A 25,279-nucleotide genomic window follows, 5' to 3' on the forward strand; every position below is an offset into this window, starting at 1 on the left:
TGCGATTTCTGCAAATTTTCGTTCAGAGGCTGTGGTATCGGCGCAGCGCCTCGGCGCGCTCGGCGCCATGGTCGACGATCGGCTCCGGGTATTGGGGCGGCCGCTCGCCCTTGCGCAGATGGGGGTCGTCGGTCGCCGCCAGCTCGGGGACCCAGCGCCGGATGTATTCCCCGGAGGGATCGAACTTCTCGCCCTGTGTGGTCGGGTTGAACACCCGGAAGTAGGGCGCCGCGTCGGTGCCGCAGCCCGCGCACCACTGCCAGCCGTGCTGGTTGTTGGCCATGTCACCGTCGGTGAGTTGATCCAGGAACCATTGCGCGCCCCACTGCCAGGGCAGGTGCAGGTCCTTGACCAGAAACGACGCGACGATCATGCGCACCCGGTTGTGCAGGAAGCCGGTCTCGCGGAGTTGGCGCATCCCGGCGTCGACGATGGGGAAACCGGTCTGGCCGGCTTTCCACGATTCGTAGCGGCGCTCGGCGGCCGCGCCGGTGTCGGTCTCGATGCCGTCGAACCCGCTGTTCCAATTGCGCCAGGCGCTGTGCGGCCAGTGGTGCAACACGTCGGCGTAGAAGTCGCGAAATGCCAACTCCCGCAAGTATGTTTGCGCGCCCTCGGTGCGCGGATTCAGGTCGGCGACCATGGTGCGGGGGTGGATCGTGCCGAACTTCAGGTGCGCCGACATCCTGCTGGTACCCTCGAGGTCCGGCCGGTTGCGGTCGGTGCTGTAGTTGTCAAGTCCGTTGTGCACGAAGGCTTTCCACTGCTTGAGCGCCGCGGCTTCGCCGGCCTCGACGTGCAATGTCGCGCCCGGGTCGGGGATCTCGCACGCTTTGACGCCCAGCCGCGCGGGGTCGATCCAGTCGGCCGATTTTGCGCCCGACTTGGCCGGCTTTCGCCAGCCGGCTTCGCGCCAGGCGCGAAGAAACGGCGTGAACACCCGATAGGGTTCACCGTCGGGTTTGGCGACCCGGCCGGGGGAGACCAGATACGGCGACCCCGCCGAAATTAGCGGAACCGCGCCCAGCTCCGCGCGCACCCGCTCGTCGCGGCGCTTGCCGAAGGGCGCGAAATCCTCCGAGACGTACACCGCCGAGGCGTCGATCTGCTTGGCCAGCAACGGGATCCGCTGTTCGGGCCGGCCGCGGACCACCAGTAGCCGCCCGTCGAGGTCGTTGTCCAGTTGCCGCAGCGCATCGCCCAGGAATTGCATCCGCCGCGGGCCCGACGTTTTCTCCAGGCGCGGATCCAGCACGAAGCAGGCGAGCACGTCCTTGTCGTCGGTCGCCCCCACGGCCTCGGCCAGCGCGGGATGGTCCCCGAGGCGCAGGTCGCGTCGAAACCACAGCAGCGCGGGCATTACCGCATACCGCGGTTGAGCCGCCAGATGTGCGCGGACAAGAACGTGGCGAACGCGCCCCACAACGGGTAGAGCGACTGCGCCGCACCGGCCCGAGGGTCGGCCCGCGCGGTGCGGCGGGCCAGGTCGGCGCTGCTGGCCGTCAGGACCGCCGCGCCCAGCGCCGACGCGCCCAGCTTGTGGTAGCGGAAGAACAGCCAACTCCATCCGGCGTTGAGCCCCAGGTTGACCCCCAGCGCCGCGGCATATCGGCGCGCCTCGGTGTCGCGGCCGGACGCGCGCAGCCGGTCGAGGGCGAGGGCGGACGTGGCGGCGATGTCGGCATACAACGTGGTCCACATGACGGGGAAGACGACGGCGGGCGGCTGGTAGGTCGGCTTACGGATCCGCGCGTACCAGGTCGCGGCGCGTGCCGGGCTGGCGATGCTGCCGGTCCCCGCCGCGGCGGCGACGGCGAGGCTGGTGGCAGCGAGTGTCGATGGTTTCACCGTGGGTTTCACCACGCCGTTATACCTGTAATTTCAATCACTTAAACATTCAGTAACTTAACAACCTAAGGACGAGTTTTTGCTACAGACGCGGGTACCACCTCAAGCGTGACCGAAACGCATCTCCGATGACCGCCGAGCGCGCCGAGCTGACCGTTCGTAAACGCCGCCACATCGACGTGTGCCTCGACGGTGACGTCGGCTATCAGAACCTGACGACGGGTCTGGAACACTATCGCCTGCCCTACAACGCCCTGACCCAGACCAACCTGGACGACATCGACCTGTCGACCGAGTTCCTCGGCGCACCGCTGCGGGCCCCGATCCTGGTGGGCGCCATGACCGGAGGCGCGCAGCTGTCGGGCACCATCAACCGCAACCTGGCCACCGCGGCGCAACGACTCGGCCTAGGCATGATGCTGGGGTCGCAGCGGGTGATGCTCAACGGTGTGTTCGGCGAGCGGGCGGCCGCCAGCTTCGCGGTGCGCGACGTGGCACCCGACGTGCTGCTGTTCGGCAACATCGGCCTGTCCCAATTGACCAAGGACGCCGTGCCCGACATCGTCGACGCCCTGGACCGGGTGGGCGCCAATGCGCTTGCCGTGCACACCAATCCGTTGCAAGAGGCCGTGCAGCACAATGGCGACACCGACTTCGCCGGATCGCTGGATCGATTGCATGACGTGACCGACCTGCTGGGGTATCCGGTGCTGCTGAAGGAAGTTGGCCACGGGATCGGAGCCACGGCCGTCGCCGAGCTGCTGGCGCGCACCGGTGAGCCGTCGGTGGCCGCCATCGACGTGGCGGGCGCCGGGGGGACATCGTGGTCGCGGGTGGAGCAACTGGTCCGCTACGGCGAAGTGCGCCATCCGGATTTGGCCGACTGGGGGATACCGACCGCGCAGGCGATCACCGAGGTACGGGCGGCGCTACCGGCCATCCCGCTGGTGGCCTCGGGCGGAATCCGAACTGGCATGGACGCGGCCAAAGCGCTGGCCTTGGGCGCCGACGTGGTGGCGGTCGCCCGGCCGTTGTTGGCGCCGGCGATCGAGTCCGCCGACGCGGCGACGGTGTGGCTGCAACGGTTCATCGACGAGCTTCGGATCTGCCTGCACGGGTGTGGCGCCGTCGATCTGCGCGCGCTGCGTGACGTTGGCGCCACGCCGATCTCGTGACGGTCGATCGCTCATGGCGGTGATCCTGGCCTACGGGTCACCCGCGTTGGGCCATCTGTTGCCCATGGCGGTCCTGCTGGCCGAACTGGGCGGGCGCGGACACCGGATCCACCTGCGCACGTTGGCCAGCGAGGTCGAGGCCATGCGCGGCGTCGGTTTTCGCGTCGAGGCGGTCGATCCCCGGATCGAGGCCATCGCCGGGCAGGACTGGCTGGCGCACAACGCCTTTGGGGTTCTCAAACAGACGCTGGATGTGCTGTGCCGGCGCGCGGTGATCGAGGTCGAGGATCTGCGTCGTGCGATCGCCGAGGTGCGGCCCGACGTGCTGATCGTGGACGCCAACTGCTGGGGCGCCATGTCGATCGCCGAGGCCAGTGGTATTGGGTGGCTGGTGTTCTCGCCGTTCACGCCCTACCTGAGGTCGGGTGCGGCGCCGCCGTTCGGTCCCGGTCTGCGACCGCTGCCCGGTATCGTCGGAGCCGTTCGCGACGCGTCGGTGCGACCCTTCGTGAGCCATTTGTTCGACCGGCGAATCGTGCCGCGAATCAACGTGATTCGCGCGGGCCTGGGCGTTCCGGCGATCGCGTCGGTGGATGCGCTGATGCGCCGCGCACCGCTGCTGCTGGCGGTCGGCGGCGAGCCGTTCGAATACCCGCATCCGGATTGGGACGACGCGGTGCACTTCATCGGCGCATGCGAATTCGACCTGGCGCCGCGGCCCGTGCCGGAGTGGCTCACCGCCATCGAGCGGCCCATCGTGTTGCTCAGCACGTCCTCCCTCGCGCAGGCCGACGACAGACTGGCTTGTGTCGGCCTGCAGGCCCTGGCCGGCGAGCCGGTGCACGTCGTCGCGACGTTCGCCGCGGGCGTGCCGCACGGGCTGCCGTCGGTGCCCAACGCCACGGTGTGCCGGTTCGTGGATCACCGTGCGGTGCTGGACCGCGCGATCTGCGCGGTCACCCACGGCGGCATGGGCACCACCGTCAAGGCGCTCGACCGCGGGGTCCCGGTCTGCGCGGTGCCGTTCGCCCGCGATCAAGCCGAAGTCGCGCGGCGCGTTCAGGTGGCCGGCTGCGGCACCCGGCTGCCGGCCCGGAAACTGACGCCGGCCCGGCTTCGTGCCGCCGTGCGCGCGGCGATCACCATGGGGCCGGGAGCGCGGCGGGTGGCGGCCGGATTCGCCGCGACCGGCGGGGTGGCGCGGGGCGCCGACCTGATCGAGCAGCGGCTCCTAACGCGGGGCCTGCTGCCGCCGGGGAGCCGCGGCGCCGCTTGCGAGCCTGGTTGACGGTGGCGCGGACGGCTTGGGGAGCTCCTCCTCGAAGGCGGACATGCCCTCGATCATCGCCGCGAAGACGCGGTGGGCGGCGACGAGGTCGTCGTCGCTGAGGCCGGCCATCGCCGCACTCATGTGAGCGCCCAGCGGCCGGAAGAACGCGTGCGCCAGCGACATACCGCTCTCCTGGTAGCGCAGCAGCCACTTGCGCCGGTCCTCGGGGTCGGCTTCGCGGCGGATGTGTCCCGCTTCGATCATCCGGTCGACGAGATAGGTGATCGCCGCCGGCGACACGTCCATGTGCTGCCGCAGCTGGGCCAGGGTCAACGGCGCCTGCGCGGTCTCGCCGACCATGATGTGCAGCAGGGCGCGAAAGTCGTTGCTGCTCACCTCGTTTACCCTTGCGAAATGCCGGCCCACCCGATCCGAGCGCGCCGTGATCGCCCGAAGGTCGGCCGACAGCTGTCTTTCCAGTTCGGCTCGATCGGGCGCCGGGTCGTCGGCGCGGCGTTTGGTCATCTCAGCGAACTTACCGGAGAAGGACCCGCTGCGCGTCGGGGAGTGCTCGCGGCCCGGGCAGCGCTTCGCTTCTGCTGTGCCGGAACGACTTTCGAGTCCGCGCCAGGGCGACCCACGACGCGAGCGCCGCACCGAACGCGAAGGCCTGCGCCAGCCCGGTCCGGCCCGCCGGGTAGAGCACCCCGGCGACGTAGCGGTCGATGAATCCGGTGGCGGGCAGCGGCGCCAGTCCGGCCCGCGCACGTGCCCAATCTTCCAGGGTGGTCAGTGGGCAGGGCACCGGCAGGGCCACGACCAGCACGCCCCAACACACGCTGGCCACGTGCAGCCAGGTGGTGCGCCGCCAGCGCAACGCCAGAAAGCCGCCGATGGGTACGTAGGCGAGGTAGGCGAAGTGCGCGCACACGCTGAATGCCACGACAGCGAAATACCGCTTCCTCATCGCCGGCCATGCTAGTCGCCCGTGCGGAGTCGATAGCGGCGTTCGGCGTAGGCCAGATCGTCGCGCCACAGCCGGGCGGCGGCATGACGCATCAGCGGGGTGATCAGCGCGGCCGCACGGCGCGCGGACGCGAATCCGGGGCGCGGCGAGGACGCGATGACCGCTTCCGTCACGATCACGCGTTGCCGGTCGTCCGACGCGGAAGTTATTGGGGTGGCATGGGTTTCGACGACGCTTCCGGTCCCTTCGCCCTCGATGATGCGCATCGTCACGGTGCGCGCATCGGGGGTGGTGAATTCCGCGATCACCGGCACGCCGAACCGGCCCATGCGGAAGGTCACCGAGACGAGAAAGCGGTCGTCGTCCTCGCTGGGCGTGCTCAGCACCTCAAGCCGGGTGAACGAATACGGGTGAAACCAGGCACCATGCCACGGGTCGAGCCGGTTGGCGACGATGTCGCACGGTTCGCAGTTGCCGACCATGCGGGCGACCGCGGTCAAGGTGGCACCGGTGGGCCTGGGCGGCAGCACCGGCGCGTCCAGCGGTGTCTCTGTGCCGGCGGAGTCCAGCCGCACCCAGACCAGGACGCCGTCGTCGTGGCTGGGAAACGGCCGCCAGCGCAGGTCGCAGGTGTCACCGTCGAAAGCCAGCCCGTGCCAGCGGCAGTACAGGGTGCCATCACGCACCACGCCGGTGGCAAGGTCGGCACCCAGGTGCGGGCAGCTGCGCGGGCCCACCCGCAGGCGCCGATGCGCGTCGCGCCACGCCACCAATTCGATGCCGGCCACCCGCGCGCCGAACGCGCGGCCCGCGCGCACGTCGCTGCTGGCGCCGAACACGTACCAGTTGCCGGTCGGCCGGCTTTGGGATCGGTCCAGCGCGGCGTTGATGATCGCCGGCTGCGCGTCGCGGTAGGTCGGACGCTGCTGCGCCCAAAAGACGCGCGGGATCACCGCGACGGGCCAGTCTTTGGGCCACCGTCGGCTCAGCCGGTCGCCGAGGCTCATTGCCGGCGTGCCCCGTGGCGCTCGGCCAGTGACCGCAGCAGCGCGGATCGGCCGCGGGTGGGCACGGTGCACAGCTCGTGGCCGGCCAGCCGCCACGATTGCAGCAGGTGGTTTGCGGCCGAAAAGCCCGTGGTGGCGGCGCGTTCCATCAGTGCCACCGGCAGGTCGATGCGGATTGCGTCGCCGGCCAGCACCAGTCCGGGCTGCGGGGTTGTCACGGTCGGTCGCCGGGCGTAGGTGCCGGGCGCAAACAGCGGGCAATCGCTGCGCACCAGCACGCGCTCGTGCACCACCCCGGCGCCGGCGGTTTCGGGGTAGAGCTGGTGCAGCTGTGCCGCCGCCTGCCGGGGTGACCAGTCGGATGCCGTTGCGTACGAGTGCAATTCGACCACCGATCCGCCGTGCCGGCGCGCCCATGCGGCGCCCTCTTGTTCGTAGCGCTCGGGCACGCTGATGTTGTCGAGCGGCTGATGACCGGAGGTGCCGAGAAACGCCGGCCGGTCCCGGTGCACCGGCCGGTCCAGCCAGAGCCGATCGACGACGAACGGCGGCGCGGTGCGCAATTGGCGTATCCGCGTGCGCCACGGGTCATCCCCCAGACCGGGCGATGCGTCGATCACCCGCCGCAGGCCGTCCACGTCGAGCGCCAACACCACGGCGTCGGCCTCGAACCGATCGCCCGACTCGGTGACGATGCGAAACGCCCCCGCCTTGTCGGCGGTGACCTGCCGGACCGGTGTGCCGAGGTGCACCCGGACACCGCGGTCTTGCAGGTATTGGCGCAGCGGATCCCACAGGGCGACATTGAAATTCGCGTTGGCCACATCGAAGATCAAGCCCTCGCTCGACCCCAGGAAGTAGATGTGGAACATGGTCGCCAGCTCGGCGGCGGACAGTTGTGCCGGCTCGGCGAAAAAGCTGCGGGAGAACACCTCGAACGCGAGGTGGCGCGCCGACTCGGGGAAATTGATGCCCTTCAAGAAGGTGTCGGCGTCGACGTGGTCGAGCCGCCGGTAGATGCCGGGCACCGACACCGCCGCCAGCGGTGCGGCGGCCCGGGCATCGATGCGCGCCAGGTCGCCAAGCCGAAACGTGGGGCTGCGCAGGGCGAAGGCGAGCGCGTTCCACGGAGGGGTGCGGGGCAGTCCGCGGAAGCTGTCGCGGCGGCCCGCGCCGTCGATCAGCGGATAGTCGTCGACGGGAACCAACATCCGCAGCTGCGGGTCGACGCGACGCAGCAGTGCGCGCAGGTTGTAGTACTGGCGAAAGAAGGCGTGAAACCCGCGATTCATCGCCAGCTCGGCGCCGTCGCGGTGTTCGGTCCAGCCGCCCACCCGGCCGCCGAGGTAGCCCTGGGCTTCCACCAGGTCCACGGCGACGCCGCGTTCGGCGAGCCCGGTTGCCGCGGCCAGGCCGGCGATTCCGCCGCCGACGACGGTGACGCGGGGCCGCGACGGTAGCGAGCCGCAGCCAGGCAATCCCGGTGCGCCCGGGTGAACGTGGCGGCGCCGGTCCGTCATTGCGGTGCCTGCCCCAGGAACGAATGCACGACATTGCGTTCCCAGCCGGGCACGGTTTCGCTTCGTACCGAGGTGAATCCGGCGTCGCGCATCCGGCACCGAAACCGTGCGGCGCCGTCGAAGCTCAGGACGCTGTGCCATAGGTGCCGATACAGCGTGGCGTCGCGGGTGCGCCACCACCCGGTGGGAATGATGATGGCCCAGCACACCGCGTGCCACACCATCCTGGCGGCGAGCGAGTCGCGCACCGAGTACTCGTGCACCGCCAGCGTGCCGCCGGGGCGCAGCAGGTCGCGGAACGCGCGCAGTTGACCGTCGGGGTCGTCGAGGTTGCGCAGCAGATAGGCCGACAGGATGGCATCGAACGGGCCGGTGATGCCGTGCTCGGACAGATCCTCGACGCGGGTGTGCACGAAGCGGACCGACGCCGGCCAGGACTTCGCCCGGGCCGCGTCGAGCATGCCGCGCGCGGCGTCGACGGCGACGATCTCGGCCTCGGGTGCCACGGCCATTAGCGCGGCGGTCGACGCGCCGGTGCCGCAGCCCGCGTCGAGCAGCCGCAAGCCCCGGCCGCGTTGGGGTAGCCGCATGCGGCGCGCGGACAAGCCGAGGTTGGCGTGGTAGGAGGGGTTGGCGCCGACCAGCCGGTCGTATGCCGCGGCGCCGACGTCGAAGGCGGACGGCACGTCGGCGCGCGGCAGGCCGGTTTTATCCACGTTGATGCTCCCAGAGCAGCAGCACGGCGGTGACCAAAGCGAAGCCGAACAGGAAGTCCTCGACGGGGATGTCGAACGGGAAACGCACACCGCTGGTTTGCGATTCGCGGTAGATCACGATCGCGGCGTGGCGTTTGGTCAGCCACCCGTCGACAGGCACCTGGAAGCCCAGCACGATCAGCATCGACAGCCAGTAGGCGGGGCGCCGGAAGAGCCCGGTATGCAGCAGCGCCAATTCCAGTGCGCACACCGCCAGCACGGCCACGATCGCCGGCAGGGTGTAGCCGATCCCGCTCATCGGCGTTTGCGCCGAGCCAGGATGGTGCTGACCGCGTTGTAGGTCAACAGGGCGCACAGCGGAATCACCATGAAAAACAGCGCCTCCTCCAGCGGCAGACGGAAGGGCAGGCGGATGCCGGTGACGTAGTCGCCGTTGTACGTCCACACGCCGGCCGCGATGGCCACCGCGTCCCAGGCCAAAAACACCGCCGCGACCGGAAGTACGGCTGTGCACAGCCGCCGGGGCCGGCGGTAGACCCCGGCGCCGAAGAGTTCCAGCGGGGCGGTGATGGCCAGGCACAGGCCCAGCACGATCAGGTATTGCCACCGGTCGCTCATGCCGCGCGCACCCACCAGGAGCGCAGCAGCGCGCCGCCGGCGACCTGCAGACGTCGCGTCATGCCGACGGTGGCGCGCTGGCTGAACACCGAAAAGCCGCTGTCCTCAATGCGATCCAGGATTTCGGAGTACAACGTCAGCGCGGTGGCCACGCAGGGCCGGGAACGCGGTGCCAGCAACGCGATCCCGTCCGCGGCGAAACGGTAGATTTCCCTGGTGATCTCGTGCTGCGCGGCCAACGCGGCACGCACCCGCGCGTCGGTGCGCCGGTGCAGGTGACACCAGGTCAGCAGTTCCCGGTCCACGCCGAAGGCGGCGAGTTCGTCGGCCGGTAGGTAGATCCGGTTGCGGGCGAGATCCTCGGCGACGTCGCGCAGGAAATTGGTGAGCTGAAACGCGCGGCCCAGCGCGGCGGCGTAGGGGGCGGCCTCGTCGGTCGGGGACACGGTGCCCAGGATCGGAAGCATTTGTAGCCCAATGACTTCGGCCGATCCGCGCATGTAGCGGTCGAGCGCGGCCCGGTCCGGGTAGTCGGTAACGGTGAGGTCCATGCGCATCGAGGCCAGAAAGTCTTCGAACAGGTCCGCGGGGATCCCGTAGCGGCGCGCGGTGTCGCCGACGGCGGCCAGGACGGGCTCGTCATGGTGGTCGCCGGCAAAGAATCGGTCCGAGAGCGCCTGCAGCCGCTCGGCCCGCGTGCCGACGTCCAGCGCCGGATTCAGTTCGTCGAGGATGTCGTCAGCGTGCCGGGCGAAGCCGTACAGCGCGTGCACCGCGGGACGCTGGTCCGGGGCGAGCAACCGCGTGGCGAGGAAGTAGGTGCGGCCGTTTTCGGCGGCGATCTGCCGGCAGCGCCGATACGCCGCGCGCAGCCGCTGATCCGCGATGCCGGCGGCGTCCAATTCGGTGCGGATCATCGGGACCGGGCTTTCAGATCGAGGGTGGTGATCGCGGGGGCCGCGCCGGTGACGCGGTCGGCGGCCAGGCGCCCGGAGATCAACGTGGTCGGCACCCCCACGCCGGGCAGCGTCGAGGACCCGGCGAGCACGGCGTTGTCGATGCCGCGCACAGTGTTGGCCGGCCGAAACGGTCCGGTCTGGGCGAAGGTGTGGGCCAGGGCGAACGGAGTGCCGGCCGTCATGCCCTGGCGCGCCCAGTCGGCGGGCGTGTCCACGTGCAGCAGTTGCGCGCCGTCGTGGACGCCGGGGTCCAGCCGATCGGCGACGACGTCGAGCAGCGAACGCGCGTAGGAGTCCCCGATGCGCGACCAGTCGATGCCGCCGCCGGTCAGGTTCGGCGCCGGGGCCAGCACGTAGAGCAGGTCGCGCCCGTCGGGGGCCAGCCGCGGGTCGGTGGCCGTCGGCCGGGTGACCAACAGCGAGGGGTCGGTCATCAGCCGGCCGTCGCGGATGATGTCGGTGAACGTCTGATCCCACTGCTCTCCGAACAGGATCGTGTGGTGCGCGCTCGCCGACGGCGCGGCGCGGCAACCCACGTGCAGGACCACCGCCGACGGCGCCGCACGCAGCGGAAAAAGTCGCCGGGGGCGCCGACCCAGCAGCTCGTAGGTCTGCGTCAGCTCGGTGGTCAAAACCACTGCATCGCAGGCGATCCGCTCGTCGCGGTCGGTGCGGACCGCGGTAATCCGCCCGCCGACGCGTTCCAGCGCGGTGACCGTCGACCCGTAACGGAACTGCACTCCGGCGTCGGCGGCGGCCGCGGCCAGCGCGTCGGGCAGCGCGCGCACGCCGCCGCGGGGGAAGAACACGCCCGAGATGGTGTCCATGTAGGCGATCACCGCGTAGACGGCCAACGCGTGTTGCGGCGCCACGCCGGCGTAGAGCGACTGGAAGGTGAACACCCGCCGCAGCCGTGGGTCGCTGATGTGCCGCTTGACCATGGTGTCCCAGCGGCGAAATCCGCCCAGCGCCACGAGTTTCGCCAGCCGGCCGTTGAGCAGGTTGAGCGGCGAGTCGAAGTTGGCGGCGATGAAGCCGTCGAATTCGGTGCGGTACAGCCGTTCGAGCCAGTCGCGCAGGCGCCGGTAGCCGGCTTCTTGAGTCGGGCCGGCGAATTCGCGCACCGCGGCGGCCATCTGCTCCGCGGCGGTGTGCACGTCGATGCGGCCACCATCGGCGAACATGGCACGGTAGGCGGGGGCGACCGGCAGGAGTTCCAGTCGCTGCGAAAGGTTTTCACCGACGGCGGCGAATACCTCGTCGATGAGATCCGGCATGGTCAGCACGGTCGGTCCGGTGTCGATCCGGTAGCCGTCGACGTCTCGGCGTCCCGCGCGTCCGCCCGGCCACGGGTGCCGCTCCACCACCGTGACCCGACGGCCCCGGCCGCACAGGTGCAGGGCGGCCGAGAGCCCCGCGAATCCCGCGCCGACCACGACGACGTGATCGGTGCGTCCCGGCACGCTGCGGATGCTCATGCCGCACGCTGAGTGCACAGGCCGGCCATGTCCAGCAGCGCCGCCGTAACCGGATGATGGAACCGGCCGCAGTCCAACGCCTTTCGCGCCTCTTGAACGCGACTCGCGATGAGTTCTTCGATCCACTGCAGCGCCCCGGTGTCGACGATCAGGGTCCGCCAGTGATTGAGGGCGGCCTCGTCGAGTCGGTCGCTGGCCATCAGGTCGCGCAATTGCCGGCGGGCGGGCCCGTCGGCCATTTGGTGCGCCGCCACCACGACGCTGGTGGCCTTGCGCTCCATCAGGTCCTTGCTGGGCTTACCGGTCGTCGCGGGTGATCCGAATACGCCGAGAATGTCGTCGCGCAGCTGGAACGCTTCACCGATGGCGCACCCGTAGTCACCGAGCGCGGCCAGCGCCTGCTCGTCGCAGCCGGCCATCGCCGCACCGATCTCCAGGGGCCGGCGCACCGTGTAATTCCCCGACTTGCGCCGGGCCACGTCCAGCACGGCTTCCAGGGTGGGTAGCTCGCGCACATCGGTTGCGAGATCGGCGAATTGGCCCACCGCGAGCTCGGTGCGCATGGCGTCGTAGCGCGGCCACACCCGAAGCAGGTGGCGGCGCGACAACCCGCTTTCGCGCAGCATCCGCTCGGCCCAGATCAAGCACAGATCGCCGAGCAGGATAGCGGCCGATTCACCGAATCGGCGTGACGAGCCGGACAGCCCGCGGCGGTAGTGCCAGTCGGCGAATTGGACGTGGGCGGCGGGACGGCCGCGTCGCGCCGCCGAGTCGTCCATGACGTCGTCTTGCAGCAGCGCGAAGGCGTGCAAAAGCTCCAGGCTGGCCGTTGCCGACAGGGCGGCGTCGCTGGCCGGCGCGCCGCACAGCCAGCCCAGGTACATGAACGTCGAGCGCAGGCATTTGCCGCCGTCGATGAACGTCGTCAAGATGTCGCCGGCCACCTCGACGCCGCAGGCACCCAGCTCGTCCTCGCACCGCTCGGCCGCGAAGTCGGCGACGCGGGCCAACACCGCCCGCCGGAAACCCGATCGCCAGCTGTCGAATCGGCCCGCGTCCGCGGGCAGGTCAATGCCGCCGGAGGCATCGGCGAGCCGCAGGGCGGGGAATGCGTGCACAGCTCCCACCGACGTCTCCCTCGTAATGTCGGTCAGCCGCTGGCTCGAACGGCTCGGCTTCACGCGTTGGTACCCCTTTGACGACGAGACAAACACCGGCGTGCTTGGGCGGGTCGCTCAGGCAAATAGCCATCAGTTAAGGAGTTGAAACATTAATTTCCTGAATGAACTTCGGGTTGGCCGGCGGGATCAGGTTTCCCCGGGCAACGAATGGGAATTCGGCCGCGATGACCGTTTCCGACCTTGTCGCACTGCCGTTTCGCTGGGGATCCGCGCTGCGGGGCCGCCGGTTTTTTCACCCGGTCGGGGTGTTGGCGGCGGGTTCGTCCGGATCCCCGCCGCGTCACCGTGGGACATCCTGCTCGTCTCGGCGGGTTCGGGCGTGCTGACTCGCGCCGTGGCGCTGCGGCCGGTGACCGGCTGGGCGGGCCAGACCATGACCAGCCTGATGCCGTTTCGCTATCGCGGAGGCACTTGGTGGTTGAGAGCACGAATCGTCAGCGACGTCGGCGGAACCGGACTGTCGTTGGATGCGATTCGCAACAGCGTGCGGCGCGGCGGCGTCGACCTGGCCCTCGACCAGGCCCGGGGCACGAACGAGTTCCAACCCTTGGCGCGGTTGTCCCTGTCCAGGCTCGTCGAGGCCGAGGAAGTCTCCTTCGATACGGTGCTCAACACCGCGCCGGGGCTGAGCCTGTATCCGGGCTGGCTTGCCGAGCTGCGGGCCCGCGCCTACCAGCGCAGCCGGGAAGGCCGCAAGTCGACCGTCACGTGATGCGGCCCAGCAGGTGGCGCAGGACCTGATCGAGGTCGGGCGCGCGGAACCGGTGCCCGGCCTGGGTGAGCCTGCCGGGAATCACGCGTTGACTGGCGCAGGCGAGTTCGCGGGCGCCCTGTTCGCCGAGCAGCAGCCGCGGTCCCAGTGGCGGCACCGGCAGCACCGCCGGCCGGTGCAGGACGCGCGCCAGCGTGCGGGCGTACTCGGTGTTTCGAACCGGTTGCGGGGCAACCGCATTCACCGGCCCGGACAGGGCGGTATCCCACAGCGCGCGGTGATAGACGTCGAGCAGGTCGTCGATGCCGATCCAGGACAGCCACTGTCGGCCGTCGCCCAGGCGGCCGCCCAGCCCGGCGCCGAACAGGGGACGCATCAGCTTCAGCGTGCCGCCCCGGGGTGACTGCACGATGCCGGTGCGCACGTTGACCACCCGCACACCGGCCTCGCGCGCCGGCGCGGTCGCGTCCTCCCAGTCGGCGACGACGTCGGCCAGGAACCCGTCGCCGCGCGCGCTGTCCTCGGTGAGGGTTTCGTCGCCGCGGTCGTACCCGTAGTAGCCGATCGCCGAGGCGCAGATCAGCACGGCACGGTTGCGCGCCGCGACTTCGGCCAGCTTGCGGGTGGGACCAATTCGGCTGTCCCGGATAGCCTTTCGGTGACTGTCGGTGAATCGGCCGGCGATCGACGCGCCGGCCAGATGGACGACTGCGTCGACACCGGCGAGCAGGTCCGGGTCTGGGTCGTGCTGGTTCCACCGCCGTTCGCCGTCCTTGGGGGCGCCGCGGACCAGCCGGATGACGCGGTGCCCGCCGGTGCTCAGAAAGGCGGTCAGGGCCGAGCCGACCAGGCCCGAGGAGCCGGTGATGGCAACGGTTACCGGGCTTAAACCGCGCTCGGCCGCCAACCGGTGCGCTGCCAGATCGTCGGCCAGTTGCCGGTGCCGGTAGGCGAACATCGGGCGCAGTGCCCTGGCCGGCACCGGCGTCTCGACCCGATCGATCACCCGGGTCCGGTTCTCGCCAGCATCCTCAAAGTCGTGAATGTGCCGCCAGCGCACCGCGATTCGCGCCGGCAGCGACGCCGGCCCGGCGCTGCTGATGGCATCGACGAAACGCCTTGGGGGATCGTAGGAATCGGCTTGGTGTTGGGCCACCCAGCGCAGCCCGCCGGGCAGGGCGAGCGTGGCGCGGCCATCCTTGAGCGAGGTCGCCTCACTGACCAACCGCATCGGCGACCACGGCGGCGAAAGCCGATGGAACGCACCTGGCCGCGCATGCCAGGCGAATACGTCATCGCGTGGCGCGTCGACCACGCTCGAATACGTCACCCCCATGCCACGACGGTACGCCGGCTAACGGTCGGGCAGCGCGTGTTCGACGATGGGCAGCCGGGGCTGCGGTTGGCGTTCGCCGCGCTTGGCCGCCAGGTACACCTGTGCCGTCTCGTTGGCCACCGTCTGCCAGTCGAAGTCGGAGGTGAGTCGCTCCCGTGCGGCGCGTGCGCGGCGCTGCGCGGCGTCGGGATCGTCGAGCACCGTGCGCACGGCGGCGGCCAGGCTAGCGATGTCGCGGGGCGGGCACGACACCCCGGTCTGCCCGTTGATCACCGCCTCGCCCAGGCCGCCGATGTTCGACGTCACCAGCGGTGTGCCGGCCGCCGCGGCCTCCAGGGCGGCCAGCCCGAACGGCTCGTAGTGGCTGGGCAGCACCGCAGCGTCGGCTCGGTGCAGCGCCGCGAGCAACTCGGTGTGGTGCAGATGGCCGATGAAACGAGTTGCCTTGCGCACCTTGTGTTTACGCGCCTGGTCGACGAGCCAACCCTGCTGGGTGCCCTCACCGGCGACGGTCAGCGTGGTACCGGGGTGGGTGCGCCTGATCCTGGGCAGCGCGGCGATGAGGTCGTGCACGCCCTTCTCGTACTCCAGCCGGCCGACATACAGCAACTCGGCCGGTCCGGTGCGCGGACGGCGCGGCGCGTACTGCCAGCGCGCGGCGTCAATTCCGTTGCGGATCACCGTGATCTCGGTCAGGCCGGGCCCGAACAACTCGGTGATCTCGTCGCTCATCGACGCCGAACACGTGATCAGCGAATCGGATTCGCGCACCAGCCACGACTCGGCGGCGTGCACCTGACGGCTGATCGCACCGGACACCCAGCCGGAATGCCGGCCGGCTTCGGTCGCGTGGATCGTGGAAACCAGTGGCACATCATAGAATTGGGCGAGCGCGATGGCCGGATGGGCGACCAGCCAGTCGTGCGCGTGGACGACGTCCGGGCGCCAGGGGCGCCCCCGCTTCTGCAGCGGCAGCGCGGCGCGGATCATCGCGTGGCCCATCGCCAGCGTCCAGGCCATCATGTCGTCGCCGAAGGTGAACTCGTGCGGGTCCTGGGCGGCGGCGATCACCCGCACGCCCTCGCTGATCTCGTCGGTCGACGGGTGCGTGCTGGGATCGGTGCCGGTGGGCCGGCGGGACAGCACGACGACCTCGTGGCCCGCGTCGGCCAGCGCCGTCGCCAGGTGGTGCACGTGGCGGCCCAGCCCGCCGATCACCACCGGCGGGTACTCCCACGACACCATCAGGATCTTCACGAGCGCCCCCAAAATGCCGCCAATACCGGCGTGTCGGCGTACATATGGGGCCGCTCGCCAGTCACCGCGGTAGCCGCCGGGCGTCGAGGGCGCCGAACAGGCCGTCGGCGCGGTTCCATCCGTCGGCCAGCCGCTGGGCGGCGTCGCGGCGGCCGGACGCCAGCGCCCCGGCGATCTCGCGGGTGGCGTGGGCATGCAGGTGGGCGCGGTAGCGGGCGTAGTCGGCGGCCGAGTCCTTGCTGACCATGAACGGCCAGTCGCTGGACACGGTCAGCAGGGTCTCGCGCAGGATCTGATCGGCGACGCGATCGCGGGGGATCGGGCCGTCCAACGACGCCGTCTGGTTCAGCGCCTTGTCGATGGTGGTCAGCGCGGTGTCGACGACCTCGGTGTTGAGCTGCACCAGATCGGCCACCTGCTCGCCGGCCCACACCTGCCAGTCCTTGCCGGAGCCCCACGAGCTGGGTGGCAGCGCGACCGGGGCGCCGACGAACCCGTCGGCGATCGCGTCGGACAGCGTGCCCACCCGCACCCCGGCGGCGGGCAGGGCGCGCAGCGTCCGCGCCAGCCACGTCGGACCCTCGTACCACCAGTGGCCGAACAGTTCGGTGTCGAAGGCGGCGATGACGTGGGCGGGCCGCCCGATGCGCTCGGACTCGGCCAGCAGCCGGTTGCGCACCACGCCGACGAAGTCCGCGACGTGGATGTCGACCGCGTGGTCCGCGCGCTCGGGATCGTAGGGCGCCTTGGCGTCCGAGCCCACGTTGCGCCCGGTGACCCGGGCCGGCTTGAGGCCGGTGAGGTGGTCGTAGGTGTGGAAGTCGCGGTAGGCCGGGTGGCCCGGGTAACCCGATTTCGGCGACCACACCCGGTAGCTGACCTGCAAGTCGCGGCCGAACGCGATCACATCGGTGTCGCCGACCGGCCGGCCCAGCGCGGTGTCGCCGTGCAGCGACGGGCCGTCGACCATGAAATGGGAAATGCCGGCCGCCGCGTACTCGGTTTCCAGGCCCGGGGCGTAGGCGCATTCGGGCGCCCAGATCCCGGTCGGGCTGTGCGCCAGCCGCAACTGGGCGTCGGCCAGGCCCTCGCGCAGCGCGAACTCGCGCAGCCGCGGCGCCAGCAGCGGCTGGAACGGGTGCGCCAGCGGGCCGCCCAGCAGCTCGACCGTGCCGGCGTCGATCAGGCCGCGCAGCAGCGGGCTGCCGCCGTGGTGCCACAGCGTGGCGAAGTCGTCGAGGGCCTGATCGGCCTCGGCGCATTCGCGAATCCCGAACGCCTGCAACGCTTCTGGGGTGCATGACTGGTAGGCGGCCGACTTCGATCGCGGCGCCGAGCGCACGCTGGTGGCCTCCAGTGCGCGCAGCCGCCAGTTGGCCAACCAGTGCTGCATCCCGTCGAGGCAATACGGGTCGTCGAGTTGGGCGTTCACCACCGGGGTGATGCCCAGCGTGAGCAGCCGGTGCCGATCCTCGTCGGCCAGCGTGTGCAGCACCCGCATCAGCGGCAGGTAGGCCGCCGCCCACGACTGGTAGAGCCATTCCTCGCCGACCGGCCAGCGGCCGTGGTGGGCCAGCCAGGGCAGGTGGGTGTGCAGCACCAGGGTGAACATCCCGGGCACCGCGTGGCTGGATGTGCTCACGGCCGGACCGCGATCGCGATCAGGTCCAGACTCTCGTCGATGTCGCGGTCGCCGGCGTCGACCAGGTCGAAGTCGTCGGTGGCGACCGCGGCGACATCGGCGCGCAGCTCGGGCGCCCACGGCGCGTCGGCCACCGCGCGCGCGATCTGCGCGTCGATGATCGAGCCGCCGTGGCGGGCGTCCATCTCAACCAGCCGCGGGCCGTGGAACAACCCGCTGATGCTCACCCGGGCGAACCCCGCCTCGGCGAGCAGCTGCGTCAGCTCGGCGGCGTTGAGTTCGCGGGTGTGGAACGGGTTGATTGGGGTGTCGCGGCCGGGGGAGAAGGTGACCCGATTGGGGGTGGACACCAGCAGCAAGCCCGACGGACGCAGCACCCGGGCGCATTCGGCGACAAACTGGGCCTGGTCCCACAGGTGCTCGATCACCTGAAAGTTCACCACGACGTCCACCGATGCGTCCGGGAGCGGCAGGTCGGCCAGGTTCGCCTGGATGGCCTCCACCCGGGGGTAGCGGCTGCGGACGTGGGCCACCGCGGCCTCGTCGTAATCCACCGCGACGACCCGGCGGGCCACGCCCGCGATCAAATCGGCGCCGTAACCTTCGCCACATCCGGCCTCGAGCACGTCGCGGCCCGCGCAGCGCGGTGCCAGTCGTTGGTAGACCACCTCGTGCCGGCGAAACCAGTAGTTCTCGATGTCCAGGTCGGGGATGGTGCGCTCGCCCGTCAGCGTCAACACCGGGTCGGCCGGTGCCCGATGGTCGGCGTCGGGTGGGACGGGAAGCGATGCGCTCATTGCATAGGGAGGCTAACGCGAAGTGTCCGATTCGCGAACCTCAGAGCGGGTACGTGCGGATGCGGGCGCAAGAATGCGCTGGACGACCCGCTATGGTGTGAGAGCGGACCGCGCAAAGTTACCCGTGAGTAACATGCGTGTGCGGCCGCGAAATGCCTGACTCATACCTGACCAAGACCGGTGGCCGATATGCTGCCGGACGCCCAAGGAGGACGAACCACACTCATGACGAACATCGTGGTCCTGATCAAGCAGGTCCCAGACACCTGGTCGGAGCGCAAGCTGACCGACGGCGACTACACGCTGGACCGCGAGGCCGCCGACGCTGTGCTGGACGAGATCAACGAGCGTGCGGTGGAAGAGGCGCTGCAGATCCGGGAGAGGGAAGGCGGCGAGGGCTCGGTCACGGTGCTCACCGCGGGCCCCGAGCGCGCCACCGAGGCGATCCGCAAGGCCCTGTCGATGGGGGCCGACAAGGCCGTGCACCTCAAGGACGACGGGCTACACGGCTCGGACGTCGTGCAGACGGCGTGGGCTCTGGCGCGGGCGCTGGGCACCATCGAGGGCACCGAGCTGGTCATCGCCGGCAACGAGGCGACCGACGGCACCGGCGGCGCGGTGCCGGCCATCATCGCCGAGTACCTGGGCCTGCCGCAGCTCACCCACCTGCGCAAGCTGTCGGTCGAGGGCGGCAAGGTCACCGGCGAGCGGGAGACCGACGAGGGCCTGTTCACCCTCGAGGCCACGCTGCCCGCGGTGGTGAGCGTGACCGAGAAGATCAACGAGCCGCGCTTTCCCTCCTTCAAAGGCATCATGGCCGCCAAAAAGAAAGAGGTCACGGTGTTGACGCTGGCCGAGATCGGTGTCGAGGCCGACGAGGTCGGGCTGGCCAACGCCGGGTCGACGGTGCAGTCGTCGACGCCCAAGCCGCCGAAGACGGCCGGTGAGAAGGTCACCGACGAGGGCGAGGGCGGCAACGACATCGCCAAGTACCTGGTCGCGCAGAAAATCATCTGACGAGCACTCCGAGCAAACGAGAAGAGCGAAACAACCTATGGCTGAAGTATTGGTGCTCGTCGAGCACGCCGAAGGTGCGCTGAAGAAGGTCAGCGCCGAACTGATCACCGCCGCCCGCGCGCTGGGCGAGCCCGCCGCCGTCGTGGTCGGTGCGCCGGGGACGGCCGCGCCGCTGGTCGACGGGTTGAAGGCGGCCGGGGCCGCCAAGATCTACGTCGCCGAGTCCGACGACGTGGAGAAGTACCTGATCACCCCGGTGGTCGACGTGCTGGCTTCGCTGGCCGAGTCGAACGCGCCGGCGGCCGTGTTGCTGGCCGCTTCCGCCGACGGCAAGGAGATCGCGGGCCGGCTCGCGGCCCGGATCGGGTCGGGTCTGCTGGTCGACGTGGTCGAGGTCAAAGAGGGCCCGGTGGGTGTGCACAGCATCTTCGGTGGCGCGTTCACCGTCGAGGCCAAGGCCAACGGCGACACCCCGGTGATCACCGTGCGCGCCGGGGCCGTCGATGCCGAGCCGACCGACGGCGCCGGTGAGCAGGTCACCGTCGAGGTGCCCGCGCCCGCCGAGAACGCCACCAAGATCACCGCCCGCGAGCCCGCCGTCGCCGGTGACCGACCGGAACTGACCGAGGCCACCATCGTCGTCTCCGGTGGCCGCGGCGTCGGCAGCGCGGAGAACTTCAACGTGGTCGAGGCGCTGGCCGACTCGCTGGGCGCCGCCGTCGGCGCGTCGCGCGCCGCCGTCGACTCCGGCTACTACCCGGGCCAGTTCCAGGTGGGCCAGACCGGCAAGACGGTGTCCCCGCAGCTGTACATCGCGCTGGGCATCTCCGGGGCCATCCAGCACCGCGCCGGCATGCAGACCTCCAAGACCATCGTCGCGGTCAACAAGGACGAGGAGGCGCCCATCTTCGAGATCGCCGACTACGGCGTGGTGGGCGACCTGTTCAAGGTGGCCCCCCAGCTGACCGACGCGATCAAGGCGCGCAAGGGCTAAAACCCCCGTTCACCAGCAGTTAACGACCCCGCAGGCTACCTGCGGGGTCGTTATCTTTTTGCGACGGTTCGTCATCTGGCGTGCACCGACACGTCAGCGCGCCGATGCCATTTGGCACAACGATTACGCAACTTTGGTGGCATGAGCATTGCTTCTGTCCTGATAGCCAGCGACGAACCGGGCAGCGCCCTGGCGCAGGCCCCTTCCGGCCCGCGCTACTCCCTGTTGCTGGCCACCAATGCCACGCTCATCGAGGCCGCGCAGCGGCTGCGATACGACGTGTACACCACCACCCCCGGCTTCACCCTGCCCACCGGCGCAAACGGACACCGCGATGTCGACCGGTTCGACGAGTACTGCGACCACCTGCTGGTTCGCGACGACGACACGGGCGAGCTGGTGGGCTGCTACCGGATGCTGGCGCCGGCGGGCGCCATCGCGGCCGGAGACCTGTATACGGCGACGGAGTTCGACGTCCGCGCGTTCGACCCACTGCGGCCGTCGTTGGTCGAGATGGGACGCGCCGCGGTGCGCGACGGCCACCGCAACGGCGGCGTGGTGCTGCTGATGTGGGCCGGCATCCTGGCCTACCTGGACAAATACGGCTACGACTACGTGACCGGTTGCGTGTCGGTCCCCATCGGTGACGGCAGCCAGCTGCGCGGTGTGCGTGACTTCATCCTGGACCGCCATGCCGCGCCGCCGCAGTACCGGGTGCGCCCCCACCGGCCCGTGCTGATCGACGGAAAACCCCTCGACGACGTCGCCCCGCCGCCGCGCCCGGCGGTTCCCGCGCTCATGCGCGGCTACCTGCGGCTGGGGGCTCAGGTCTGTGGCGAACCGGCGCACGACCCGGAGTTCGGGGTCGGCGACTTCTGCGCGCTGCTGGACAAGCGGCGCGCCGATACCCGATATCTCAAGCGGTTGCGATCGGTATCGGCGGCTTCGGAAATGGCGGTCGCACGATGAGCATCGCCCACGCCTGGTTGCCGCACGCGTCGTGCGACACCAACTGCGTCGGTATCGGCGGCCCCGCGCAATCGCGGCGGGCCGTGGTGGCGCTGCGGGTGGCCCTGCGCGTGACGCTGGCGCTGGCGTTAGCGCCGGGGATGCCGCTGATGGTGGCGCCGCTGCCGGGTCGGACGAAGGTGCAACGCATCTACTGCCGGTTGGTGCTGCGCTGCTTCGGCGTCCGAATCACGGTGTCGGGCAGCCCGATTCGTAACCTGCGCGGGGTCCTCGTGGTCAGCGGACACATCTCCTGGCTCGACGCCTTCTGCATCGGGGCGGTGCTGCCCGGGTCGTTCGTCGCGCGCGCCGACATGTTCACCGGAGGTGCGATCGGGGTGCTGGCGCGCATCCTGAAGATCATCCCGATCGAACGGGCCAGCCTGCGGCGGCTGCCCGGGGTGGTCGCCGACGTCGCGCGCCGATTGAGCGCCGGTCAGACCGTGGTGGCCTTCCCGGAGGGCACCACCTGGTGCGGCCGGCTCGGCGAACCCGGGCAGACCCACCAAGGGTTCGGATCCTTCTACCCGGCGATGTTCCAGGCCGCGATCGACGCCGCCCGTCCGGTGCAGCCGCTGCGATTGAGCTACCACCACGTCGACGGCAGTGTGTCCACCCTGCCGGCCTTCGTCGGCGACGATCCGCTGCTTCGATCGGTCTGCCGGCTGCTCACCGTGCGGCGCACCGTGGCGCGCGTGCACGTCGAATCCCTGCAGCTGCCGGGCACAAACCGGCGCGACCTGGCCCGCCGCTGCCAATCCGCGATACGTGCCACCGCGCCCGCGCATCCAGGTCACGGGCACGCCCTGGTGGCATAGGGGTCCGCAGAGCCCCGGTATCGTGGGGCGCGTCATGGTCTACCTCGATCACGCCGCCACCACCCCGATGCACCCCGCCGCCGTCGAGGCGATGACGGCCGTGTTCGGCACCGTCGGCAACGCGTCGTCGCTGCACACCAGCGGCCGGGCGGCGCGGCGCCGCATCGAGGAATCCCGTGAGCTGATCGCGGCCAAGCTCGGGGCGCGCCCGTCGGAGGTGATCTTCACCGCGGGCGGCACCGAGAGCGACAACCTGGCCGTCAAGGGCATCTACTGGGCTCGGCGCGACGCGGAGCCGGGCCGCCGCCGCATCGTCACCACCGAGGTGGAACATCACGCGGTGCTGGACTCGGTGAACTGGCTCGTCGAACACGAAGGCGCCCAGGTGACCTGGCTGCCCACCGCGGCCGACGGCTCGGTGTCGGCCGCGGCGCTGCGCGAGGTGCTCACCCGCCACGACGACATCGCGCTGGTCTCGGCGATGTGGGCCAACAACGAGGTCGGTACCATCATGCCGATCGCCGAATTGGCGGCCGTGGCAGCCGAATTCGGCGTACCAATGCACAGCGATGCCGTGCAGGCGGTGGGCCAGCTGCCGGTCGAATTCGGCGCCAGTGGACTGGCGGCGATGAGCGTGGCCGCGCACAAGTTCGGCGGCCCCCCGGGCGTGGGCGCGCTGCTGCTGCGCCGCGACGTCACCGGCGTGCCACTGCTGCACGGCGGTGGTCAGGAACGCGATATCCGTTCCGGCACACCGTATGTCGCCGGCGCCGCTGGGATGGCCGCGGCCGCTCAGATCGCCGTCGACGGGCTTGCGGCCAACAGCGCACGGCTGCGGGTCTTGCGCGACCGGCTGATCGACGGTGTCCTGGCCGAGATCGACGACGTCGAACTCAACGGGGCCCGGGGCGCGGCGCGGCTTCCGGGCAACGCGCACTTCACCTTCCGCGGCTGCGAAGGCGATGCGCTGTTGATGTTGTTGGACGCCAACGGAATTGAATGCTCGGCCGGATCGGCCTGCACGGCGGGCGTGCCGCAGGCGTCGCACGTGTTGATCGCGATGGGCGCCGAACCGGCTAGCGCGCGTGGATCGTTGCGTCTCTCGTTGGGGCACAGCAGTATTGATTCCGATGTGGACGAGGCGCTGCGGGTGTTGCCCGGGGCGGTGGATCGGGCCCGCCGGGCCGCCCTGGCCGCGGCGGGGGCGTGAGGGGCGCCACAGTGAGGGTTTTGGCCGCGATGAGCGGCGGGGTGGATTCTTCGGTGGCCGCGGCCCGCATGGTCGATGCCGGGCACGACGTCGTCGGCGTGCACCTGGCGCTGTCGTCGGCGCCGGGCACGCTGCGCACCGGCTCGCGCGGCTGTTGTTCGAAGGAGGACGCCGCGGATGCCCGCCGGGTCGCCGACGTGCTCGGGATCCCCTTCTACGTATGGGATTTCGCGGAGAAATTCCAGGAAGCGGTGATCGACGACTTCGTCTCGTCGTACGCCCGCGGGGAGACGCCCAATCCGTGCGTGCGCTGCAATCAGCGGATCAAGTTCTCGGCCCTCTCCGCGCGGGCCCTCGCGTTGGGCTTCGACACGGTGGCCACCGGCCACTATGCCCGGCTGTCGGGTGGGCGGCTGCGCCGCGCCGTCGACCGGGACAAGGATCAGTCCTACGTGCTGGCCGTGCTGACCGCGGACCAGCTGCGCCACGCGGCCTTTCCGATCGGGGACACCCCCAAGCCGCAGATTCGCGCGGAGGCCGCCCGCCGCGGCCTCGCGGTCGCCGAAAAGCCGGACAGCCACGACATCTGCTTCATCCCGTCCGGGAACACCCAGGCCTTCCTGGGTAAACGCATCGGCGTCCGCAGCGGCAATGTCGTCGGCGCGGACGGAGCGGTGCTGGCCACCCACGACGGGGTGCACGGCTTCACCATCGGCCAGCGCAAGGGGCTTGGCATCGCGGGTCCGGGGCCCGACGGTCGGCCTCGGTACGTGACGGCGATCGACGCGGACACCGCGACCGTTCACGTCGGCGAATTGGCCGACCTCGACGTACACGAGTTGACCGGCCGCGCACCGGTTTTCACCGCGGGAGTCGCCCCGTCGGAACCCGTCGAGTGCGCGGTTCAGGTGCGCGCGCACGGTGAAATCGCCGATGCCGTCGCCGAATTGGCCGGCGACGAGCTGTGCGTGCGGTTGCGCACACCACTGCGCGGGGTGGCGCGCGGCCAGACCCTGGTGCTGTATCGCCCAGATCCCGACGGTGACGAGGTGCTGGGCAGCGCCACCATCGCCGCGACTCGCTAGCCGGACCTAGCCCGGAATGTTGGCCGCGATGTTGGTCATCACGATGTCGGACACCGACTGCGGGAAGCCGCAGAAGGTGACCTCGAGCAGCGCCACCGAGTGGACCCGATAGTCGCGCCCGCAGCCGCCGGGCAGCAGGTGCAGCGAATCGGCGCCCGCCTCCCACTCACCGACGTACAGCGGGCCGGCATCGCTGGCGGCGCAGTCTCCGACATTGCTCACCAAAGCGCCGAAGGCGCGCCGCGCGGTGGCCACGTCGCGGTAGGCCGCGGCGCCCTCGGATATCAAGCCCCCCTTGGGCGGATCCTGAAACGTGGTCTTGTGGAACTCCTCGATGTCGGGGCCGAAGGTCGCCGTCTCGGCGAAGATGAACCGGCACGGTCGCGGCGTGCTGTCGGCGAGGACATCGATGTCCACCGGGCGGCTGCCGTCCATGGACGGGATGATCGTCAGGCCGTCGCCGCCCCCGGTGATCGCGCGCATCCGGGACTGATCCAGCAGGATTTGGTCGACGTTGACGCCCTGCACGCCGTGCGCGCCCATGGCGAATCCCGGCACTGCCGTCCCGCCCACGACCCTGGTGCAGGCCGCCACCAACAACGCTGCGCCGCACAACAGCAGCGGCCGGGTCAATCTCGCCATCTGCCACCCCACTGGGTTTGAG

At 70.2% G+C, this 25,279-nt stretch carries 25 protein-coding genes and 1 pseudogene; 9 read left to right on the plus strand and 17 right to left on the minus strand.

The genetic code is table 11. The features are described from left to right. Window positions 1-22: 22 nt before the first annotated feature. Window positions 23-1,360, minus strand: a complete 1,338-nt coding sequence (locus G6N66_RS06970; RefSeq protein ID WP_085232237.1) for a cryptochrome/photolyase family protein — start codon at window positions 1,358-1,360, stop codon at window positions 23-25. Beyond that, window positions 1,360-1,848, minus strand: a complete 489-nt coding sequence (locus tag G6N66_RS06975; protein WP_085232427.1) for a TspO/MBR family protein — start codon at window positions 1,846-1,848, stop codon at window positions 1,360-1,362. The genes G6N66_RS06970 and G6N66_RS06975 overlap by 1 nt, the downstream gene beginning before the upstream one ends. 128 nt (window positions 1,849-1,976) lie before the next feature. On the opposite strand from G6N66_RS06975, the gene fni reads away from it, so the two are divergent. Next, window positions 1,977-3,023, plus strand: coding sequence for a type 2 isopentenyl-diphosphate Delta-isomerase (gene fni, locus G6N66_RS06980; RefSeq protein WP_085232236.1), 1,047 nt, complete (start codon window positions 1,977-1,979; stop codon window positions 3,021-3,023). Between the two features lie 13 nt (window positions 3,024-3,036). Next, window positions 3,037-4,311 (plus strand): nucleotide disphospho-sugar-binding domain-containing protein, encoded by a 1,275-nt coding sequence (locus G6N66_RS06985; protein ID WP_085232235.1) that lies wholly within the window; start codon window positions 3,037-3,039, stop codon window positions 4,309-4,311. Here G6N66_RS06985 and G6N66_RS06990 read toward each other — a convergent pair. From G6N66_RS06990 to G6N66_RS07035, 10 genes are read right to left on the minus strand one after another with little or no spacing between them, the layout of a single operon-like run. Next, entirely contained in the window at window positions 4,255-4,818 is a 564-nt protein-coding gene (locus G6N66_RS06990; RefSeq protein ID WP_085232234.1) for a MarR family winged helix-turn-helix transcriptional regulator, read from the minus strand. The genes G6N66_RS06985 and G6N66_RS06990 overlap by 57 nt on opposite strands. Before the next feature lie 10 nt (window positions 4,819-4,828). Continuing rightward, window positions 4,829-5,260: a DUF2784 domain-containing protein gene (locus G6N66_RS06995; RefSeq protein WP_085232233.1), complete on the minus strand. Its 432-nt coding sequence runs from the start codon at window positions 5,258-5,260 to the stop codon at window positions 4,829-4,831. 11 nt (window positions 5,261-5,271) lie between these two features. Further along, window positions 5,272-6,267 carry a DUF5914 domain-containing protein gene (locus tag G6N66_RS07000; protein ID WP_085232232.1) on the minus strand — a complete coding sequence of 332 codons (996 nt, stop codon included), beginning with the start codon at window positions 6,265-6,267 and terminating at the stop codon, window positions 5,272-5,274. After that, a complete protein-coding gene (locus G6N66_RS07005) occupies window positions 6,264-7,787 on the minus strand; it encodes an NAD(P)/FAD-dependent oxidoreductase (RefSeq protein ID WP_085232231.1) in 1,524 nt (507 codons plus the stop codon). The genes G6N66_RS07000 and G6N66_RS07005 overlap by 4 nt, the downstream gene beginning before the upstream one ends. Continuing rightward, window positions 7,784-8,503, minus strand: a complete 720-nt coding sequence (locus G6N66_RS07010; protein ID WP_232079225.1) for a class I SAM-dependent methyltransferase — start codon at window positions 8,501-8,503, stop codon at window positions 7,784-7,786. Before G6N66_RS07010 ends, G6N66_RS07005 begins: the two co-directional genes overlap by 4 nt. After that, window positions 8,496-8,801, minus strand: a complete 306-nt coding sequence (locus tag G6N66_RS07015; RefSeq protein WP_085232230.1) for a lycopene cyclase domain-containing protein — start codon at window positions 8,799-8,801, stop codon at window positions 8,496-8,498. Before G6N66_RS07015 ends, G6N66_RS07010 begins: the two co-directional genes overlap by 8 nt. Then, the gene (locus G6N66_RS07020) at window positions 8,798-9,121 is read right to left on the minus strand and encodes a lycopene cyclase domain-containing protein (RefSeq protein WP_085232425.1); all 324 of its coding nucleotides are present in this window, start codon (window positions 9,119-9,121) and stop codon (window positions 8,798-8,800) included. Before G6N66_RS07020 ends, G6N66_RS07015 begins: the two co-directional genes overlap by 4 nt. After that, window positions 9,118-10,038, minus strand: a complete 921-nt coding sequence (locus G6N66_RS07025; protein WP_085232229.1) for a phytoene/squalene synthase family protein — start codon at window positions 10,036-10,038, stop codon at window positions 9,118-9,120. The genes G6N66_RS07020 and G6N66_RS07025 overlap by 4 nt, the downstream gene beginning before the upstream one ends. After that, a complete protein-coding gene (gene crtI / locus G6N66_RS07030) occupies window positions 10,035-11,558 on the minus strand; it encodes a phytoene desaturase family protein (RefSeq protein WP_085232228.1) in 1,524 nt (507 codons plus the stop codon). Before crtI ends, G6N66_RS07025 begins: the two co-directional genes overlap by 4 nt. Further along, window positions 11,555-12,658: a polyprenyl synthetase family protein gene (locus G6N66_RS07035; RefSeq protein WP_372515690.1), complete on the minus strand. Its 1,104-nt coding sequence runs from the start codon at window positions 12,656-12,658 to the stop codon at window positions 11,555-11,557. The genes crtI and G6N66_RS07035 overlap by 4 nt, the downstream gene beginning before the upstream one ends. A gap of 245 nt (window positions 12,659-12,903) precedes the next feature. Here G6N66_RS07035 and G6N66_RS07040 point away from each other — a divergent pair. Further along, window positions 12,904-13,451, plus strand: a pseudogene (locus G6N66_RS07040) (phosphodiesterase). Here the strand turns inward: G6N66_RS07040 and G6N66_RS07045 are convergent. From G6N66_RS07045 to G6N66_RS07060, 4 genes are all read right to left on the minus strand, one after another. Further along, window positions 13,444-14,787: a TIGR01777 family oxidoreductase gene (locus G6N66_RS07045; protein ID WP_085232227.1), complete on the minus strand. Its 1,344-nt coding sequence runs from the start codon at window positions 14,785-14,787 to the stop codon at window positions 13,444-13,446. The pseudogene G6N66_RS07040 and the gene G6N66_RS07045 sit on opposite strands and share 8 nt — an antisense overlap. 18 nt (window positions 14,788-14,805) lie before the next feature. Further along, window positions 14,806-16,044: a glycosyltransferase family 4 protein gene (locus G6N66_RS07050; protein WP_085232226.1), complete on the minus strand. Its 1,239-nt coding sequence runs from the start codon at window positions 16,042-16,044 to the stop codon at window positions 14,806-14,808. A gap of 61 nt (window positions 16,045-16,105) precedes the next feature. Then, complete coding sequence (locus tag G6N66_RS07055; RefSeq protein WP_276012959.1) at window positions 16,106-17,656, minus strand: glycoside hydrolase family 57 protein; 1,551 nt, start codon at window positions 17,654-17,656, stop codon at window positions 16,106-16,108. Window positions 17,657-17,682: 26 nt separating this feature from the next. Next, window positions 17,683-18,483 carry a class I SAM-dependent methyltransferase gene (locus tag G6N66_RS07060; protein ID WP_085232224.1) on the minus strand — a complete coding sequence of 267 codons (801 nt, stop codon included), beginning with the start codon at window positions 18,481-18,483 and terminating at the stop codon, window positions 17,683-17,685. Between the two features lie 225 nt (window positions 18,484-18,708). Here G6N66_RS07060 and G6N66_RS07065 point away from each other — a divergent pair, with 225 nt between their 5' ends. The 6 genes from G6N66_RS07065 to mnmA all read left to right on the plus strand — a co-directional run bounded on the left by G6N66_RS07065 (window position 18,709) and on the right by mnmA (window position 24,615). Then, entirely contained in the window at window positions 18,709-19,500 is a 792-nt protein-coding gene (locus G6N66_RS07065) for an electron transfer flavoprotein subunit beta/FixA family protein (RefSeq protein WP_085232223.1), read from the plus strand. A gap of 37 nt (window positions 19,501-19,537) precedes the next feature. Continuing rightward, entirely contained in the window at window positions 19,538-20,494 is a 957-nt protein-coding gene (locus G6N66_RS07070) for an electron transfer flavoprotein subunit alpha/FixB family protein (RefSeq protein WP_085232222.1), read from the plus strand. 141 nt (window positions 20,495-20,635) lie between these two features. After that, a complete protein-coding gene (locus G6N66_RS07075; RefSeq protein ID WP_085232221.1) occupies window positions 20,636-21,463 on the plus strand; it encodes a GNAT family N-acetyltransferase in 828 nt (275 codons plus the stop codon). Beyond that, the gene (locus G6N66_RS07080) at window positions 21,460-22,320 is read left to right on the plus strand and encodes a lysophospholipid acyltransferase family protein (RefSeq protein WP_085232220.1); all 861 of its coding nucleotides are present in this window, start codon (window positions 21,460-21,462) and stop codon (window positions 22,318-22,320) included. The genes G6N66_RS07075 and G6N66_RS07080 overlap by 4 nt, the downstream gene beginning before the upstream one ends. Window positions 22,321-22,354: 34 nt before the next feature. Further along, a complete protein-coding gene (locus G6N66_RS07085) occupies window positions 22,355-23,530 on the plus strand; it encodes a cysteine desulfurase family protein (protein ID WP_085232219.1) in 1,176 nt (391 codons plus the stop codon). An 11-nt stretch (window positions 23,531-23,541) separates the two neighbouring features. Then, complete coding sequence (gene mnmA, locus G6N66_RS07090) at window positions 23,542-24,615, plus strand: tRNA 2-thiouridine(34) synthase MnmA (protein WP_085232218.1); 1,074 nt, start codon at window positions 23,542-23,544, stop codon at window positions 24,613-24,615. Window positions 24,616-24,621: 6 nt separating this feature from the next. Here the strand turns inward: mnmA and G6N66_RS07095 are convergent, their stop codons facing one another. Further along, window positions 24,622-25,257 carry a sensor domain-containing protein gene (locus tag G6N66_RS07095; protein ID WP_085232423.1) on the minus strand — a complete coding sequence of 212 codons (636 nt, stop codon included), beginning with the start codon at window positions 25,255-25,257 and terminating at the stop codon, window positions 24,622-24,624. Window positions 25,258-25,279: the final 22 nt, after the last annotated feature.

It is taken from the genome of Mycobacterium conspicuum (genome assembly GCF_010730195.1).
Classification (GTDB): domain Bacteria; phylum Actinomycetota; class Actinomycetes; order Mycobacteriales; family Mycobacteriaceae; genus Mycobacterium; species Mycobacterium conspicuum.

Excerpts from the sequence above, each read along its gene's own strand:
- G6N66_RS06970 (WP_085232237.1), bottom strand. The coding sequence starts at position 1,360 with ATGCCCGCGCTGCTGTGGTTTCGACGCGACCTGCGCCTCGGGGACCAT.
- fni (WP_085232236.1), top strand. The coding sequence starts at position 1,977 with ATGACCGCCGAGCGCGCCGAGCTGACCGTTCGTAAACGCCGCCACATC.
- G6N66_RS06985 (WP_085232235.1), top strand. The coding sequence starts at position 3,037 with ATGGCGGTGATCCTGGCCTACGGGTCACCCGCGTTGGGCCATCTGTTG.
- G6N66_RS06990 (WP_085232234.1), bottom strand. The coding sequence starts at position 4,818 with ATGACCAAACGCCGCGCCGACGACCCGGCGCCCGATCGAGCCGAACTG.
- G6N66_RS06995 (WP_085232233.1), bottom strand. The coding sequence starts at position 5,260 with ATGAGGAAGCGGTATTTCGCTGTCGTGGCATTCAGCGTGTGCGCGCAC.
- G6N66_RS07000 (WP_085232232.1), bottom strand. The coding sequence starts at position 6,267 with ATGAGCCTCGGCGACCGGCTGAGCCGACGGTGGCCCAAAGACTGGCCC.
- G6N66_RS07005 (WP_085232231.1), bottom strand. The coding sequence starts at position 7,787 with ATGACGGACCGGCGCCGCCACGTTCACCCGGGCGCACCGGGATTGCCT.
- G6N66_RS07015 (WP_085232230.1), bottom strand. The coding sequence starts at position 8,801 with ATGAGCGGGATCGGCTACACCCTGCCGGCGATCGTGGCCGTGCTGGCG.
- G6N66_RS07020 (WP_085232425.1), bottom strand. The coding sequence starts at position 9,121 with ATGAGCGACCGGTGGCAATACCTGATCGTGCTGGGCCTGTGCCTGGCC.
- G6N66_RS07025 (WP_085232229.1), bottom strand. The coding sequence starts at position 10,038 with ATGATCCGCACCGAATTGGACGCCGCCGGCATCGCGGATCAGCGGCTG.
- crtI (WP_085232228.1), bottom strand. The coding sequence starts at position 11,558 with ATGAGCATCCGCAGCGTGCCGGGACGCACCGATCACGTCGTCGTGGTC.
- G6N66_RS07045 (WP_085232227.1), bottom strand. The coding sequence starts at position 14,787 with ATGGGGGTGACGTATTCGAGCGTGGTCGACGCGCCACGCGATGACGTA.
- G6N66_RS07055 (WP_276012959.1), bottom strand. The coding sequence starts at position 17,656 with ATGTTCACCCTGGTGCTGCACACCCACCTGCCCTGGCTGGCCCACCAC.
- G6N66_RS07060 (WP_085232224.1), bottom strand. The coding sequence starts at position 18,483 with ATGAGCGCATCGCTTCCCGTCCCACCCGACGCCGACCATCGGGCACCG.
- G6N66_RS07065 (WP_085232223.1), top strand. The coding sequence starts at position 18,709 with ATGACGAACATCGTGGTCCTGATCAAGCAGGTCCCAGACACCTGGTCG.
- G6N66_RS07070 (WP_085232222.1), top strand. The coding sequence starts at position 19,538 with ATGGCTGAAGTATTGGTGCTCGTCGAGCACGCCGAAGGTGCGCTGAAG.
- G6N66_RS07075 (WP_085232221.1), top strand. The coding sequence starts at position 20,636 with ATGAGCATTGCTTCTGTCCTGATAGCCAGCGACGAACCGGGCAGCGCC.
- G6N66_RS07080 (WP_085232220.1), top strand. The coding sequence starts at position 21,460 with ATGAGCATCGCCCACGCCTGGTTGCCGCACGCGTCGTGCGACACCAAC.
- G6N66_RS07085 (WP_085232219.1), top strand. The coding sequence starts at position 22,355 with ATGGTCTACCTCGATCACGCCGCCACCACCCCGATGCACCCCGCCGCC.
- G6N66_RS07095 (WP_085232423.1), bottom strand. The coding sequence starts at position 25,257 with ATGGCGAGATTGACCCGGCCGCTGCTGTTGTGCGGCGCAGCGTTGTTG.